This is a genomic window from Sphingomonas sp. OV641 (assembly GCF_900109205.1).
Lineage (GTDB): Bacteria > Pseudomonadota > Alphaproteobacteria > Sphingomonadales > Sphingomonadaceae > Sphingomonas.
Genome location: NZ_FNZB01000001.1, coordinates 116,571 through 131,466, shown reverse-complemented (window position 1 = coordinate 131,466; position 14,896 = coordinate 116,571). Strand labels below are relative to the sequence as shown.

Here is a 14,896-nt window from a genome sequence, read left to right as displayed (position 1 = left end):
CGGTTGATCACCTGACGAGGAGCGACGCGTGGCGATCGATGGACCCGTGAAGCTATCCTTCCAGCTGATGCGCGATGCCGAGCCTGCCATCGGGCCGGGCAAGGCGCTGGTGTTGGAGGCAATCGATCGCGAGGGCTCGATCTCCGCGGCGGGCCGGGCGATCGGCATGAGTTACCGTCGTATCTGGCTGCTGGCTGAAAGCCTGAACACCGATTGGCGCGAGCGGGTGATCGAGACACGGGTGGGCGGCGGGAAGTCCGGCGGCGCGCAGCTGACGCCCTTCGGCCGCAAGCTGCTCGACACCTATCGGAACGTCGAGGCGCGCATGATGGCAGTCGCCGTTGGCGACGATCTTGATTGGCTAGTGGCGGCGCGCGCGCCGACCGGATGATCGACCCAGAATGAACGCGCCCCCCATTGCCGCGTCACGCAGGCGGCGCGCAGGCGCCAGACACATCACCTAGCCTGCAAAGGCACGATGGCTGCGTCAGGGCCCGCACGCCCCGCTCCTGAATGGACGCGTCCCTATCGTCCAAAGGCGCTCAGCCGAACGTTACCCTCAGCGTCGCTAACCAGATGCCGGTGCAACAAGCCCAGCAGCAAGGACGGCGCACAGTTCAGGGTTTCGCCCTTCCCCTATTTGTATATCAACGGGCATAATATTCAGACCGATATGGCGTCAGAGCTCATACAGGGCCGTCGCGCTCACAAAGGGGGTTCCTTCATGCGTCATCTGCTCTGCACGGCCAGCCTGCTTGCGCTTGCCACTCCGGCCGTGGCTCAGGAGCGTGATCCCGGCGGCACTGCGACCCAGGCTGAGGACGACAATGCCTTTGGCCTTGGCCAGATCATCGTCACTGGCCGCCGTGATCCGGGCATCAGTGTCGGGCAGGACAGCGTCGGTCAGGAGGCGCTCTACACCTTTGATCGCCGCACGCTGGATGAAGCAGCCAATCTCATTCCGGGTGTAACCGCCGGCAATTCGGGTGGATCGCGCAATGAACGGCTACTCTTCGTGCGCGGATTTGACCGGTTTCAGGTGCCCCTGTCGATTGACGGCATCCGCGTCTATCTGCCCGCTGACAACCGGCTGGATTATGGTCGCTTTCTCACTCCCGACATTGCCGAGATCCAGGTGGCGAAGGGCTATGCTTCTGTGCTCGACGGACCCGGCGCGATGGGCGGAGCGGTCAATCTCGTCACGCGCAAACCGACCAGGGCGCTGGAGATCGAAGGTCGGGCTCAGCTCAACCTCGATCGCGACGCCACCTATGCCGGTCTCACCACCTTCGGGCTGATCGGCACCCGGCAGGACAAATGGTACGCACAGGCGAGCTACACGGCCAACGTCGTCGATCATTGGGATCTGCCCGGCAGCTTCAACGGAACAGTCAACGAGGATGGCGGCGCGCGCGACTTCTCCAAGGCAGAGGATTGGCGCGTCAACGCCAAGGTCGGGTTCACGCCCAACGCGACTGATGAATATGTGCTCAGCTATACCCGGCAAGAGGGGCGGAAGAACGCCCCGCTCCACCTCTCCGACACCAGCAACGTCTCCCTGCGAAACTGGAAATGGCCGCAGTGGAACATTGAGAGCTTCTACTTCCTCTCAACGACCGCGCTCGGCGACCAAGCGACGCTGAAAACGCGCGCTTATTACAACGAACTCGCGAACCTGCTGCAATCCTTCGACAATCGCTCCCAGACGACGCAATCGCTGCCGCGCGCGTTCGACAGCCCGTATGATGACAAGGCGTATGGCGGCTCGGCCCAGCTCGACCTACGCTTGGCCGAAGCTGACACGCTCGCCATCGCCTTCCACTACCGCCGGGACGAGCACAATGAGGCGCAGGTCAGCCGGCCCACCTCGCCGCTGCGCACCGTCGAGCCGAACCAGCGCAGCGTCGAGCGGACGTGGAGCGCCGCGATCGAGAACCGCCTGGACCTGACGCCCGCGCTGCGGCTGACGCTCGGCGGGAGCTATGACTGGCGCGATCTGGATGAGGCGCAGGAGTTCGGCGTGCCGCAAGGCGCGACCGGCGCCAGCCGCCTCTTCAGCTATCCCCTGCGCAACGCCTCCGCCTGGAATGCTCAGGGCCGGCTCGACTGGCGCGGTCAGGATGGCATCGAGGCGCACGCCAGCCTGTCTTCACGCGCGCGCTTTCCAACGCTTTTCGAGCGCTTCTCCAGCCAGTTCGGCACTGCCGAGGCTAATCCCGATCTGAAGCCCGAGCGCGCCACCAGCGCCGAGATTGGCGCATCGCGCAGCTTCGGCCCATTTACGGTGGCCGCCGCAGCCTATTACAGCTGGCTGACCGACGCGCTCGTTTCCGTCCGCACGCCGGAAAACCTGAACCGCCGAGAGAACCTCGGCTCGGCGGACTATTATGGCGCGGAACTGTCGGTCGATCTGCATCTCGCCACCACGCTCGATGCCGGGGTCAACTACAGCTATATTCACCGCAGCTTCGACGTGGGCGCCGCCCCCGCAGGCGGCCTGATCCGCCCTTTCGAACTCACCGATGTTCCCGATCACAAGGGATTTGCCTTCGTCACCTGGCATCCGCTGACCGCCCTCTCGATCACGCCGAGCGTCGAGTTCGCCTCCAACCGGACGACTGTCACGCCTGCATCCGCGAACGGGTTGGCACCCCTCTATTACCGGACCGGCGACTATATCACGGCGGCATTTCACGCCGAGTTCGACGTCTCGGACCGGCTTGGCATCAGCGCCGGCGCTCGAAACCTGTTCGATCGCTCTTACACGCTGACCGACGGCTTCCCGGAGCCGGGTCGCAGCTTCTTTGTCGGCCTGCGCGCCCGATACTGAGCACCGAAGTCAGCGCTGCCTTCGATCTGCGATCAGGCGAGACCAGTCAGCCGAAAAGCTGTCGACGTCCTCAACTGGTCGCAGTGTCGAGCGCCTCCCGGATACGCGCGGCCAGTTCCTCGATCGTGAAGGGCTTGCCGATCAGCTGCACGCCGGGTTCCAGCACGCCGTTGTGGACAACGGCATTGCGCGTGTAGCCGGTGGTGAAGAGGATCGGCAGTTCGGGCCGCCGCCGCCGCACCTCCTCAGCAAGTTTCGCGCCATTGATCTCCGGCATGACCACGTCCGTGAACAATAGCGACACCGCCGGATTGGCGTCGAGAAGCCGCAAGGCTTCCGTTGCCGATCCCGCCGAAATGACGCGGTAGCCGAGTTCGACCAGCGCATCGACGCTGAACTGTCGCACCGCCGGCTCGTCCTCGACGACCAGGATCAGCTCCTGCTCTTCCCCCAGCGGCAGCGGCTGCACTAAGGATTCCGGCTCATGTTCCGGATGATCGCCCAGCAGGCGCGGCAGATAGACCTTTATCGTCGTCCCCTCGCCCGGCTCGGAATAGATCTTCACGTGCCCGCCGGACTGCTTGACGAAGCCATAGGCCTGGCTCAGCCCCAGGCCCGTTCCCTTGCCGACGGCCTTGGTGGTGAAGAACGGATCGAACGCCTTGGCGATCACCTCCGGCGTCATGCCTGATCCGGTATCGCTCACCGCGATCAGGACATATTGCCCCGCCCCCACGCCAAGATGGGCAGCGACATAACGCTGATCCAGGTGAGCGTTCTGCGTCTCGATGGTGATCCGCCCGCCATCAGCCATCGCGTCACGCGCGTTGATCGCCAGGTTGAGGATGACATTCTCAAGCTGGTTTGGATCAACATGCGTGCGCCACAGGCCACCCGCAAGCACCGTTTCCAGCTGGATATCGCCGCCGATCGAGTGGCGGATGAGGTCCGACATCCCCGCAACCAGGCTGTTGGCGTTGACCGGCTCGGGGCGGAGCGGTTGCTGGCGGGAAAAGGCAAGCAGGCGCTGGGTCAGGTTGGCCGCACGCCGGGCGCCGTCCGCCGCAGCGTCGATATAGCGCACGGCCCGCGCATCCTCGGCGCCGATCCGCCGTTTGAGAAGATCCAGGGAGCCAATCGTCACCGCCAGCATGTTGTTGAAATCGTGCGCGATGCCGCCCGTGAGCTGACCGACCGCCTCCATCTTCTGCGCCTGACGGAGCTGATCCTCCATCTGCTGCAGCCGCTCGCGCTGTTCTACCTCTTTGGTGATGTCGCGTCCGATCGCATAGGTTATGCTGCCCGCCGGAGCCGCAACCCAGGCGATCGATCGCACCGAGCCATCCTTGTGGCGGTAACGGTTCTCGACCTGTGCGTGCTGCCCCTCGGCCGCGGTCTCATAAGCGTCGACGGTGTCGTCATGGTGCTCAGGCAGGACGAACTCGTTGACATGGTGCCCCACCAACTCGGTTTCGCTGAAGCCGAGCAGCTTGGTCCAGGCCGGATTCACGCGCCGGAAAACGCCGTCAAAGTCGATCTCCAGCATCAGGTCGGGAGAGGTCTGCCACATCAGGCTGAGCTCGGCGGTACGTGCCTCGACCTGTGCTTCCAGCGTTTCGTTCAATTGCTGGATCGCGCGCTCGGCCCGGCGACGCTCGCTGATGTCGGTGAACAGGACAGCGACGTGACGCTCCTTCGCTGCTCCGATGCGAAAGGCGCGCACGTCATACCAGAATCCAAGCGCCGCAGCTTCATTCTCGAAGCGGATCGGCTCGCCGGACAGCGCCACGCGGCCATAGATGTCGAACCAATGCTGCTCATGGTCGGGGGCAAGCTCCCGCATCCGCTTGCCGGCGGCATCCACCAGCCCGGTCTGCGCCTCGAACGCGCGGTTCACTTCGAGAAAGCGGTAATCGACTGGCCGCTCGCCGTCGAAAAGCACCTCGATGATACAGAAGCCCGCATCGATCGTGTCGAACAAAGCGCGATAGCGCTGCTCGCTGGTGCGCAGCGATGCTTCCAAGTTCCGGCGCGCGTCGATCTCGCTTTGCAACAGCGCCGCGCGCTTATCGCGTTGCGCAATCTCGCGCCGCAACTCAAGCTGCGTCATCACCTGCCGCGCGAGCAGTTCCAGCGTGAGCCGCTGACGTTCGGTGATGCCATCCGGCCGCGGCTTGGTATCGAGCACGCAGACGGTGCCGAGCGGCAGGCCATCCGGCGTTTCCAGCAGCGCGCCGGCATAGAAGCGCAGTCCGGGCTCGCCCGTGACGAGCGGGTTGCAGGTAAACCGCGCATCCGCTGTCGTATCGGGCACGACGAAGATGCCCTGCTGCAGGATGGCATGGGCGCAGATCGACACGTCCAGTGGAAGTTCGTCGGCACCGATGCCGACCTCGGCCTTGAACCACTGCCGACCGCTCGCGATCAGATTGACGACCGCGATCGGCGCCCCGAACACATCGGCGGCGAGACGAACCACGTCGTCGAACTCGGCCTCCCGCGGCGTATCGAGGATCGCATAGCGGTCCAGTGCGGCGAGCCGGTCGCCTTCGTCCCAAGAAGCGCTGTGCTGGTGCGCGCCGCAAGTGTCTTCCCGTTGATCCGCCACCGAATGCGCGTGCCTTATCGATTCAAGCTGTCGGACACCGAACGCGCCAGTTTCCCGTTCGTCTCCCGCCGGCTCGAATGATCGTCGAAACATGCCTGATAGGTTCGCCAGGCTCGCGAGCGCCGCTGGAAAGTCAAAGCGGCTGACCACCCGATTGTCGCGCCCTCGTGCGCTACGCAGCGCCCTGCCGGATCAGGCAATCAGGGCCGCACTGGCCGGGCCACAGGCCAGCCTGTTCGATGGTCAACGGGATCTTGGAAATGGTGGAGCCGAGGGGGATCGAACCCCTGACCTTCGCAATGCCATTGCGACGCTCTCCCAGCTGAGCTACGGCCCCATTCCGTTGGGAAGGCGCCCACTAACGGGGCGCTTCAGGCTTGGCAAGCGGCGTTTTGCGGCCGCCTGCCAAAACCCGAAATTTTTTCGACGATCAGTTGTTCTCGTCGTCGTCGTTGGACGTCTCGACGCCCAGATCGTCGTCACCGCCCAAATCGACCTCGTCGTCGGCGCTGGGCTCTTCGTCTTCGTCCGCGACCAGATCGGTATCGTCGTCACCGGCCAGATCGCTATCAGCAGCCTGCTTCTCGGATTTGTTCGCCTCGAAGGGAAGCGGCTGCTTCGACTTCAGGATCGGTTCGGGCTCCCAGGCGAAGCCGCATTCGATGCAGGTGACGGGCTCGTCCTTCTGCAGGTCGTAGAAACGCGTCGCGCATTTCGGGCACGTCCGCTTCGTGCCCCATTCCGGCTTGATCATGCCGTTTCTTGCCTTTCGGATGGATGGATCAGCAGGTCCAGAAAGCCTGAGCCTGCGAAGTGGGGCGCGCCTTGCCATAGCGCAACCCCGCTGGCAAGGCGCCGCGCGCAATGGCGCATTCTCATCCCCGCTCCGTCACGATCCATCCCGCCTCCGGCCTTCGCGGGCGGATCCGCGTTCCCGGCGACAAGTCGATCAGCCATCGCGCACTGATGCTGTCCGCGCTGGCCGTGGGCGAAAGCCGCATCGAGGGCCTGCTTGAAGGGGAGGACGTGCTCGCCACCGCCGCCGCGATGCGCGCCATGGGCGCGACGATCACGCGGGGCGATGACGACATCTGGCGTGTCCACGGCGTGGGCGTTGGCGGGCTGTTGCAGCCCGGGGGCGCGTTGGACATGGGCAATTCCGGCACCTCCACGCGCCTCTTGATGGGGCTGGTGGCGAGCCATCCGATCACGGCGACCTTCGTCGGCGACGCATCGCTTTCCGGGCGACCGATGAAGCGCGTCATTGATCCGCTTTCCACCATGGGTGCCGACATCACCGCGTCGCCCAGCGGGCGCCTGCCACTGATGGTGCGCGGCCTCTGCCCGGCCGTTCCGATCACCTATACGCTGCCGGTGGCGTCGGCGCAGGTGAAGTCGGCGGTGCTGCTGGCGGGGCTCAACACGCCCGGCATCACGCGCGTGATCGAGCCGGTCGCCACGCGCGATCACAGCGAGCGGATGCTGGCCGGGTTCGGCGCGAACATCTCGGTCGAGGCGGGCGAAGGCGGGCGAACGATCTCGATCGTCGGCGAGGCAGAGCTGAAACCTCAGTCGATCGTCGTACCGGGCGATCCCTCCTCCGCCGCCTTCTGGATGGTCGCCGCCAGCATCGTGCCGGGCAGCGACGTGGTGATCGAGAATGTCGGGCTGAACGCGACGCGCGCGGGGTTGGTGACGGCGCTGCGCCTGATGGGCGCTGACATCGCGGAGCTTGATGCGCGCGTGGTCGGCGGCGAACCGGTCGCCGACCTGCGGGTGCGTCACGCATCCCTGCGCGGCATCGAAGTGCCGCACGATCTCGCGCCCGCCATGATCGACGAATATCCCGCGCTGTTCGTCGCCGCGGCCTTTGCCGAGGGACGCACGATCGCGCGCGGCGCCGACGAATTGCGGGTCAAGGAGTCGGACCGTATTGCCGTCATGAAGGCAGCGCTGGAAGCGAATGGCGTGCCTTGTGAGGAGCATGAGGACGGGCTGACGATCACCGGCAGCGGCGGGGAGCCGATCGCCGGCGGCGCGCAGGTCGCCTCGAAACTCGATCATCGTATCGCAATGAGCATGGCGATCGCTGGACTTCACGCCCGTGCCGCGATCACCATTGATGATGCGAGCCCGGTCGCGACGAGCTTTCCCGGCTTCTTCGACCTGCTCGATACGCTGGGGGGACGCGCTACTTGGGGCTGATCGATCGCCGATCGCTGATTGCCGGTGCGGGCGCCAGCCTGCTCGCCTTGCCGGCTTTCGCCCGCCCGCCCGCTCGCACGCCGGCCCGCACGCTCGCCCCGCCCGCACGCGAACTAATGGTGCCGGTGCCGGGCGGCGGCCGGGTCTATGTGCGGGTGAATGGCGATCTCGCCGGACCGCGCGCGCCGATCGTGATGATCCACGGCGGCCCCGGCGGCACGCATGCCAGCTTCCTGGAGGCGCTGCCACTCGCCGACGAGCGCGCGGTTATCCTGTACGATCAGCTCGATACCGGCCGCTCCGATCGCCCGGGCAATCGCGCGAACTGGCGCGTTCCGCGCTTCGTCGATGAGCTGGAGGCGATCCGCTCCGCGCTGGGCGTCGCACGCTGGCATGTGCTGGGCGCCAGCTGGGGCGGCACGATCGCGCTGGAATATGGCGCCCGCCGCCCCGCCGCGCTCGCCGGGCTCGCCCTCGCCAGCCCGCTGGTCTCGACGCGAAGCTGGCTGGCCGATGCCACGGCGCTGATCGGCGACCTTCCGCCCGCGATCCGGCAGGAGCTTGAGCGATGCGGCGCGCTCACCCTCGCCCAGCCGCCCGTGACATGCGACGCGCCGACCCGCGCCTTCTATGCCGCGTTCAACCGGCGCCTGCCCGCCGCCGCGGATGTCGCCGCCTATAGCCAAGGCATCAGCGGCAATCGCGACATGTACCAGGCGATGTGGGGAGCGAGCGAATTCGTCTCCTCCGGCTCGCTGAAGGATTATGATGGCGAGCCGTTGCTCGCGAAGCTGGAAGGAAAGCGTACCTTGTTCCTGTGTGGCCAGTATGATGAGGCGCGACCCGTCACCACCGGCGCCTTTGCCGCCCGCGTGCCCGGCGCCGAGTTCGCCGTCGTGCCCGGCGCCGCGCACGGCCTGTTCAACGATCGGCCGGCGGAAACCATCGCCCTGCTGCGCGGCTGGCTCGCGCGTCAGGACGCGATCGCATGATCATCGCGGTTGATGGCCCCGCCGCCTCCGGCAAGGGAACGGTCGCCCGAGCGCTGGCCAGACACTATAACCTGCCCCACCTCGACACCGGGCTGCTGTACCGCGCCGTCGCCGCCACGGTGAAGCGGCTCGACCTTGACCCCACGCGAGAGGCGGATGCGGTGGCCGCCTGCGACTTTGACGAACTGACGCTCGCCGATCCGGTGCTGCGCGAGGATGAGATCGGCAAGCTTGCCTCGATCGTCTCGGCCCATCCCCTTGTCCGAGCGGCGCTGCTCCAGAGGCAGAAGCGCTTTGCCCATCAGGAGGGCGGCGCCGTTCTGGACGGGCGCGACATCGGCACAGTGATAGCACCCGACGCTGACGCCAAGCTCTTTGTCCGCGCCACGCCGACGATCCGGGCGCGCCGCCGCCACGCCGAACTGCAGGCGCGCGGCTCCACCGCCACCTTCGATCAGGTGCTGGCCGACATCCGTGCCCGGGATCAGCGCGACAGTTCGCGCTCCACCGCGCCGCTCGTGCTCGCCCCTGATGCGGCGCTGCTGGATACGAGCTTCCTGTCGATCGAAGCGTCGATCGACAAGGCGATCAGCCTTGTCGAGTCGCGCCGCCCGCGGGACTGACGGGGGCGCATTTCCCCGCCCGTGCACCGGAATGGCCTCTGCTCCTTGGGGAACGCCTGTGTACCTTGCTCCAGACGCCGCTTTGCAGTAAGGCGCGCCGTCCGGCGGGCTGGGGCTCGCGGAGGCATGGTGCGGAGCGGCGTCTCGCGCGCCCTTTTCGCGTAAGCGCATCGAAGCCCTCGCTCCCCTTTCTGTCTGGATGCTGCTCCGGCGTGCGGCCGGCGCGGCGGTGAAGGCCAAGACCAGCGGAACCAACCGCTTGGCCGGAAACGAACTGATTAGGACAAACCATTTCTATGGCCACACAGCCAAATCCCACGCGTGACGATTTCGCGGCAATGCTCGATGACATGTTCGGCGGCGCCGACAGCTTCGAGGGCCGCGTGGTGCTCGGCACCGTCACCGGCATCGAGAATGACCTCGCCGTCATTGACGTCGGCCTGAAGAGCGAAGGCCGCGTGCCGCTGCGCGAATTCGCGCCGGCGCCGGGTCAGAAGGCCGATCTCAAGATCGGTGACGAAGTCGAAGTCTATGTCGACCGCGTGGAAAACATGCATGGCGAAGCAATGCTGTCGCGCGACCGCGCACGCCGCGAAGCCGCATGGGACAAGCTGGAGACCGAATTCGCCAAGACCGCGCGCGTCGAGGGCGTGATCTTCGGTCGCGTGAAGGGCGGCTTCACCGTCGACCTGAACGGCGCCGTGGCCTTCCTGCCGGGCTCGCAGGTCGACATCCGTCCGGTGCGTGACGTCACGCCGCTGATGGATATCCCGCAGCCCTTCCAGATCCTGAAGATGGACCGCAAGCGCGGCAACATCGTCGTCTCGCGCCGCGCCGTGCTGGAAGAGACCCGCGCCGAGCAGCGTTCGGGCCTGATCCAGAGCCTGGCCGAGGGTCAGATCATCGATGGCGTGGTGAAGAACATCACCGACTACGGCGCCTTCGTGGACTTGGGCGGCATCGACGGCCTGCTGCACGTCACCGACCTCTCCTACAAGCGCGTCCAGCACCCGTCGGAGATGATCAACATCGGCGACACCGTGAAGGTGCAGATCATCCGCATCAACAAGGACACGCAGCGCATCTCGCTCGGCATGAAGCAGCTCGAGAGCGATCCGTGGGATGGCGCCAGCCAGAAGTATCCGGTCGGCGCGAAGCTGTCGGGCCGCGTCACGAACATCACCGAATATGGTGCGTTCGTTGAGCTGGAGCCGGGCATCGAGGGCCTCGTCCACGTGTCCGAAATGTCCTGGACCAAGAAGAACGTCCACCCGGGCAAGATCGTCTCGACCTCGCAGGAAGTCGACGTGGTGGTGCTCGAGGTCGATGCCGACAAGCGTCGCATCTCGCTGGGCCTGAAGCAGGCGCAGCAGAATCCGTGGGAGCGTTTCGCCGCCGAGCATCCGGTCGGCACGACGGTCGAGGGCGAAGTCAAGAACGCCACCGAGTTCGGCCTGTTCATCGGCCTCGACAACGACGTCGACGGCATGGTTCACATGTCCGACATCGCTTGGGGTGTTTCGGGTGAGGACGCGCTCAACCTGCACCGCAAGGGTGAGACGGTTCAGGCCATCGTGCTTGACGTCGATCCGGAGAAGGAGCGCATCAGCCTCGGCATGAAGCAGCTCGAGCGTGGTGCCCCGGTTGCGGGCGGCGCAGCGGCTTCGGCCGGCAACCTGGGCAAGAACCAGGTCGTCACCGTCACCGTTCTCGAAGTCCGCGATGCGGGCCTCGAGGTTCAGGCGGGCGACGATGGCGCGACCGGCTTCATCAAGCGCACCGATCTCGGCCGCGACCGTGACGAGCAGCGTCCGGAGCGTTTCCAGGTCGGCCAGAAGTTTGACGCGATGGTCACCGGCTTCGATCGTTCCAAGAAGCCGACCTTCTCGGTCAAGGCGATGCAGATCGCCGAAGAGAAGCAGGCCGTGGCGCAATACGGTTCGTCCGACTCGGGCGCGTCGCTCGGCGACATTCTCGGCGAGGCGCTGAAGGCTCGTCAGAACAAGCAGTAATCGCTGCGGCCTTTTTGGGCCGTGGGGCCGGGTGGCATCAGCCGCCCGGCCCTTCTTTTTTGCGGTATAAACCATTCTTTTGGTCGATAATCGCTTGTCGCTCCTATTCCGCGCAAACTTTACCTGTATTAAGAACGCCACACGCCACGTAGGCTCGGTGGCACTTCAAGGGCGGGGCAAATGATCCGATCGGAACTGGTGCAGCATCTGGCAGAGACCAACCCTGGTCTGTCGGTGCGCGAGGTCGAGGCTATCGTTTCCACCTTCTTCGATGAGATCGTCCGGCGCCTGGCGGAGGACGGCCGCGTCGAATTGCGTGGCTTCGGCGCCTTCTCGACTCGGGCGCGCGACGCACGCACCGGCCGCAACCCGCGCACCGGCGAGGTGGTCGAAGTCACGGCGAAGCGGGTGCCTTATTTTAAGCCGGGCAAGGAAATGCGTCAGCGTTTGAACGTCTGAACGCTTGACGGCGGCGCTTCCGTGCCGCTTTTCGGCGCACGTGATGCGCGGACGTGGCGGAACCGGTAGACGCCGGAGACTTAAAATCTTCTGCCCGTATGGGCGTGCGGGTTCGAGTCCCGCCGTCCGCACCATCATGCTTGCGCTGGCCGTGGCCACGGCCGGATGCGAACGCCGGCCGGATGTCGGCGCGGTGATCGTCAGCGCCAATGGCGCGGAACCCGAACTGTCGCTTGCGCCGATTGTCGATAACGACATGGCGCGCCGGCTGCTCACCGACAGCGTCGCGCAGGGCCTCGTCCGGTTCGACGCCGCCGGTCAGATCGTGCCGGGCGTGGCAGCGCGCTGGATCGTCACGGACGAAGGGCGCACCTACATTTTCCGCCTTCGTGACACGCCTTGGGCCGATGGGCGCCCGATGCGGGCCGCGGAGGTGGTTGCGATCCTTCGTCGCCGGCTCCAGCAGCGGGCACGCAATCCGCTGTCCCCCTATCTGACGGCGCTCGAATCGATCGTTGAGATGACGCCGGAGGTGATCCAGATCGAATTGTCCCGGCCGCGCCCGGACCTTCTGAAGCTCTTCGCCCAGCCCGACATGGCCATCGTTCATCCCCGGCGCAGCATCGGCAGCGGCCCGATGCGTATCGTGGGTAAGAGCGGCCAGATCACCAGGCTGCGGCCGATCCCCGATCCCGATCGCGCCGCCGACGAGCAGGAAGAGCCGCAGCCGGAGGATGACGTCCTGCTGATCGCGGAACGTCCCGCCGCCGGGATCGCCCGCTTCTCGGCGCGCCGCTCCGATCTGTTTACCGGTGGCACGATTGCCGAATGGCCGCTTGTTGCCGCTGCCGGGATCGAAAATGCCGATGTCCGGCTTGATCCGGCAGCGGGGCTGTTCGGCCTGGCCGTTTCTCGCCCTGAGGGGTTCCTCGCAGCGGCGGAGAACCGGGCGGCGATTGCGCTGGCCATCGATCGCGGCGCTCTGGTGCAGGCGTTCGCGCCTGGCTGGCAGGCAACGGAGGATCTGCTGCCCGCCGCGCTTGATTCCGCGTCTCCGCCGGCCAAGGCGCCATGGCAGGCGGTGGCGGCGCAGGACAGGCAGGCCACGGCCCGCGCGCGGGTGGCGGCGTGGCGGGAGGCGGGTAATGACACGCCCACCATCCGGATCGCCTTGCCCGCCGGCGCGGGCGGCACGCTGCTCTGGGCCCGTATCGCCGCGGATCTTTACGCCGTCGGGATCCGGCCCGTTCGCGTGGCGCCCGATGACGAGGCGGACCTTCGCCTGATCGATGCCGTTGCGCCGTTCGACAGCGGCCGTTGGTATCTCGGCCATGCGTGCCAGACCTGCAGCGAGGCCGCGACCCAGGCGATCGAGGCTGCCCGCCTCGCCCCGTCCCTGGCCGAGCGCGCGCGCGCGATTGCCGCGGCGGATCGGCTGCTGGCGGACGACGTCGCCTTCGTGCCGATCGCCCGGCCGCTGCGCTGGTCGCTGGTGGCGCCACGCCTTCGCACCTGGCAGCCGAACGAACGGGCTTGGCACCCGTTGAATGGGGTTCGCCGCGACCCCAACTGATCTCCATGACCAACGCCGATTTCCGTCCAGCGCCCGATTACATGGCCAGCCTGCCGCTCGGCCGTGATCCGGCCTCTATTCGCCGCCGCGTGGAGGCGATGGAGCAGCTGCTGGAGGGCATGGTCACCGTCCCGGGCTTGAACCGAAAGGTCGGGCTGGACGTGCTGCTCGGCTTCGTTCCTGTGATCGGCGACGCCGTAGCCGCCGCCATGGGCGCCTATATCGTCTGGGAGGCGCGTAATCTGGGCATGACCAAGCTGCAGCTTACCCGAATGGGCGCGCGCGTCGGCTTCGATGCGCTGCTCGGCCTCGTCCCCATCGTCGGCGACGCTGCCGACTTCTTTTTCCGGTCCAACACCCGCAACTTGAAGACAATCAAGCGCCACCTCGATCGGCACCACCCCGCCACCGTCACCGTCGATCGCTGATCCGATCCGGCGGCAGCGGCGAACGCCCGCTTACGGCTCGGCGCGGCTTTGCGGCTGGTGGAGCACGCCGCCGGTCATCGGCCCGGGCACGCCGGTCGTGCCCGGGAATGAGATCGGCAGCCCCTTCAGATTCCGCACGGCCATATAGGCGAAGCCCTCCGCCTCGATCGCGTCGCCGTTCCAGCCAAGGGCATCCACCGGCTCCGGATCGAGGCCGATTTTGTCCGAAATCATCCGCAGCATGACCGGGTTGTGCCGGCCGCCGCCCGCGACCAGCAGGCGTTCGGGCCGCTCCGGCAGCAGCAGAAACGCCTCGGCGACGCTCGCGGCGGTGAAGGCGGTCAGCGTCGCGGCGCCGTCCGCTGCGCTCAGGCCGCGCGCTGGCTGGATGGTGAAGTCGTTGCGGTCCAGGGACTTGGGGGCCGGCTGGGCGAAGAAAGGGTGGTCCAGCATCGCGGTCAGCACCGCCTCATCGATCCGCCCCGCGGCGGCAAGCGCCCCGCCCGCATCGAACCGTGCGCCCGTCTCCGCTTCCACCCAGCTGTCGATCAGTCCGTTGGCCGGGCCGGTATCGAACGCGAGCAATGTACCGTCGCTGCCGATCCAGGTGATATTGGCCACGCCGCCGAGGTTCAGCACCGCCAGCGGCCGATCCAGCCCGGCGGTCAGCGCGGCATGATACACCGGCAGAAGGGGTGCGCCCTGCCCGCCCGCGGCAACGTCAGCGCTGCGCAGATCCGCGACCGTCGCGATACCCGTCGCATCGGCAAGCGCCTGGCCATCGCCGATCTGCCACGTCCAGCGACGATCCGGCCGGTGAGCGACGGTTTGCCCATGAAAGCCGATAACATCGACCTCGCCCGCCCGCAGCCCTGCGTCGCGCAGCAGCTTCTGCACCGCCAACACATGGGTTCGGGTGATGAGTTCGGCTGCCGCCATCACTTCGGGATTGGCGCGCGGCCGTTCAAAGGTCAGCGCCAGCGCCGTCGTCGCCGCCAGTTGCGCCCGCGCGGCATCCGAATAGGCTTCCCCGCGGAACGCGATCGAGCGCACGGATTGCTCGCCGTCCGTTTCGATCAGCGCCGCGTCCACTCCATCGAGTGACGTCCCGGACATCAGCCCGATCGCCAGCATCGCATCACCCCCACGCTACTCCTCGCGCCCCT

Annotated in this window: 12 protein-coding genes and 2 tRNA genes; 10 read left to right on the top strand and 4 right to left on the bottom strand. The window is 66.4% G+C overall.

Annotated features, from left to right (window positions below):
• The first annotated feature begins 28 nt into the window (after positions 1-28).
• Together BMX36_RS00590 and BMX36_RS00585 are read left to right on the top strand one after the other, a co-directional pair.
• Complete coding sequence (locus BMX36_RS00590; protein ID WP_256210600.1) at positions 29-391, top strand: winged helix-turn-helix domain-containing protein; 363 nt, start codon at positions 29-31, stop codon at positions 389-391.
• 333 nt (positions 392-724) lie between these two features.
• The gene (locus BMX36_RS00585; protein WP_093063288.1) at positions 725-2,830 is read left to right on the top strand and encodes a TonB-dependent receptor plug domain-containing protein; all 2,106 of its coding nucleotides are present in this window, start codon (positions 725-727) and stop codon (positions 2,828-2,830) included.
• Between the two features lie 70 nt (positions 2,831-2,900).
• Here the strand turns inward: BMX36_RS00585 and BMX36_RS00580 are convergent, their stop codons facing one another.
• The 3 genes from BMX36_RS00580 to BMX36_RS00570 form a co-directional block, all read right to left on the bottom strand.
• The gene (locus BMX36_RS00580; RefSeq protein ID WP_177178967.1) at positions 2,901-5,438 is read right to left on the bottom strand and encodes a PAS domain S-box protein; all 2,538 of its coding nucleotides are present in this window, start codon (positions 5,436-5,438) and stop codon (positions 2,901-2,903) included.
• A gap of 261 nt (positions 5,439-5,699) precedes the next feature.
• Positions 5,700-5,775: transfer RNA gene (locus BMX36_RS00575), tRNA-Ala, on the bottom strand.
• Between the two features lie 93 nt (positions 5,776-5,868).
• The gene (locus tag BMX36_RS00570; RefSeq protein WP_066780281.1) at positions 5,869-6,192 is read right to left on the bottom strand and encodes a TIGR02300 family protein; all 324 of its coding nucleotides are present in this window, start codon (positions 6,190-6,192) and stop codon (positions 5,869-5,871) included.
• 110 nt (positions 6,193-6,302) lie between these two features.
• On the opposite strand from BMX36_RS00570, the gene aroA reads away from it, so the two are divergent.
• From aroA to BMX36_RS00530, 8 genes are all read left to right on the top strand, one after another.
• A complete protein-coding gene (gene aroA, locus BMX36_RS00565) occupies positions 6,303-7,643 on the top strand; it encodes a 3-phosphoshikimate 1-carboxyvinyltransferase (RefSeq protein ID WP_093063286.1) in 1,341 nt (446 codons plus the stop codon).
• Positions 7,634-8,635, top strand: a complete 1,002-nt coding sequence (locus BMX36_RS00560; protein ID WP_256210599.1) for an alpha/beta hydrolase — start codon at positions 7,634-7,636, stop codon at positions 8,633-8,635. The genes aroA and BMX36_RS00560 overlap by 10 nt, the downstream gene beginning before the upstream one ends.
• Positions 8,632-9,258 (top strand): (d)CMP kinase, encoded by a 627-nt coding sequence (gene cmk, locus BMX36_RS00555; RefSeq protein WP_066777984.1) that lies wholly within the window; start codon positions 8,632-8,634, stop codon positions 9,256-9,258. The genes BMX36_RS00560 and cmk overlap by 4 nt, the downstream gene beginning before the upstream one ends.
• A 296-nt stretch (positions 9,259-9,554) precedes the next feature.
• Entirely contained in the window at positions 9,555-11,270 is a 1,716-nt protein-coding gene (rpsA, locus tag BMX36_RS00550; RefSeq protein ID WP_066777982.1) for a 30S ribosomal protein S1, read from the top strand.
• 180 nt (positions 11,271-11,450) lie between these two features.
• Positions 11,451-11,729, top strand: a complete 279-nt coding sequence (locus BMX36_RS00545) for an integration host factor subunit beta (RefSeq protein WP_066777980.1) — start codon at positions 11,451-11,453, stop codon at positions 11,727-11,729.
• Positions 11,730-11,776: 47 nt separating this feature from the next.
• A tRNA-Leu gene (locus tag BMX36_RS00540) sits at positions 11,777-11,863 on the top strand.
• A gap of 2 nt (positions 11,864-11,865) precedes the next feature.
• A complete protein-coding gene (locus BMX36_RS00535; protein ID WP_093063285.1) occupies positions 11,866-13,302 on the top strand; it encodes an ABC transporter substrate-binding protein in 1,437 nt (478 codons plus the stop codon).
• Between the two features lie 5 nt (positions 13,303-13,307).
• Entirely contained in the window at positions 13,308-13,730 is a 423-nt protein-coding gene (locus BMX36_RS00530) for a DUF4112 domain-containing protein (protein WP_093063284.1), read from the top strand.
• Positions 13,731-13,760: 30 nt separating this feature from the next.
• Here BMX36_RS00530 and BMX36_RS00525 read toward each other — a convergent pair whose 3' ends face one another.
• On the bottom strand, positions 13,761-14,864 hold the full coding sequence (locus tag BMX36_RS00525; protein ID WP_093063283.1) for an anhydro-N-acetylmuramic acid kinase: 1,104 nt from the start codon (positions 14,862-14,864) through the stop codon (positions 13,761-13,763).
• Positions 14,865-14,896 lie beyond the last annotated feature (32 nt).

Coding starts and splice junctions, on each gene's coding strand:
- BMX36_RS00535 (WP_093063285.1), top strand. CDS start 11,866: ATGCTTGCGCTGGCCGTGGCCACGGCCGGATGCGAACGCCGGCCGGAT.
- rpsA (WP_066777982.1), top strand. CDS start 9,555: ATGGCCACACAGCCAAATCCCACGCGTGACGATTTCGCGGCAATGCTC.
- BMX36_RS00530 (WP_093063284.1), top strand. CDS start 13,308: ATGACCAACGCCGATTTCCGTCCAGCGCCCGATTACATGGCCAGCCTG.
- cmk (WP_066777984.1), top strand. CDS start 8,632: ATGATCATCGCGGTTGATGGCCCCGCCGCCTCCGGCAAGGGAACGGTC.
- BMX36_RS00585 (WP_093063288.1), top strand. CDS start 725: ATGCGTCATCTGCTCTGCACGGCCAGCCTGCTTGCGCTTGCCACTCCG.
- BMX36_RS00570 (WP_066780281.1), bottom strand. CDS start 6,192: ATGATCAAGCCGGAATGGGGCACGAAGCGGACGTGCCCGAAATGCGCG.
- aroA (WP_093063286.1), top strand. CDS start 6,303: ATGGCGCATTCTCATCCCCGCTCCGTCACGATCCATCCCGCCTCCGGC.
- BMX36_RS00525 (WP_093063283.1), bottom strand. CDS start 14,864: ATGCTGGCGATCGGGCTGATGTCCGGGACGTCACTCGATGGAGTGGAC.
- BMX36_RS00545 (WP_066777980.1), top strand. CDS start 11,451: ATGATCCGATCGGAACTGGTGCAGCATCTGGCAGAGACCAACCCTGGT.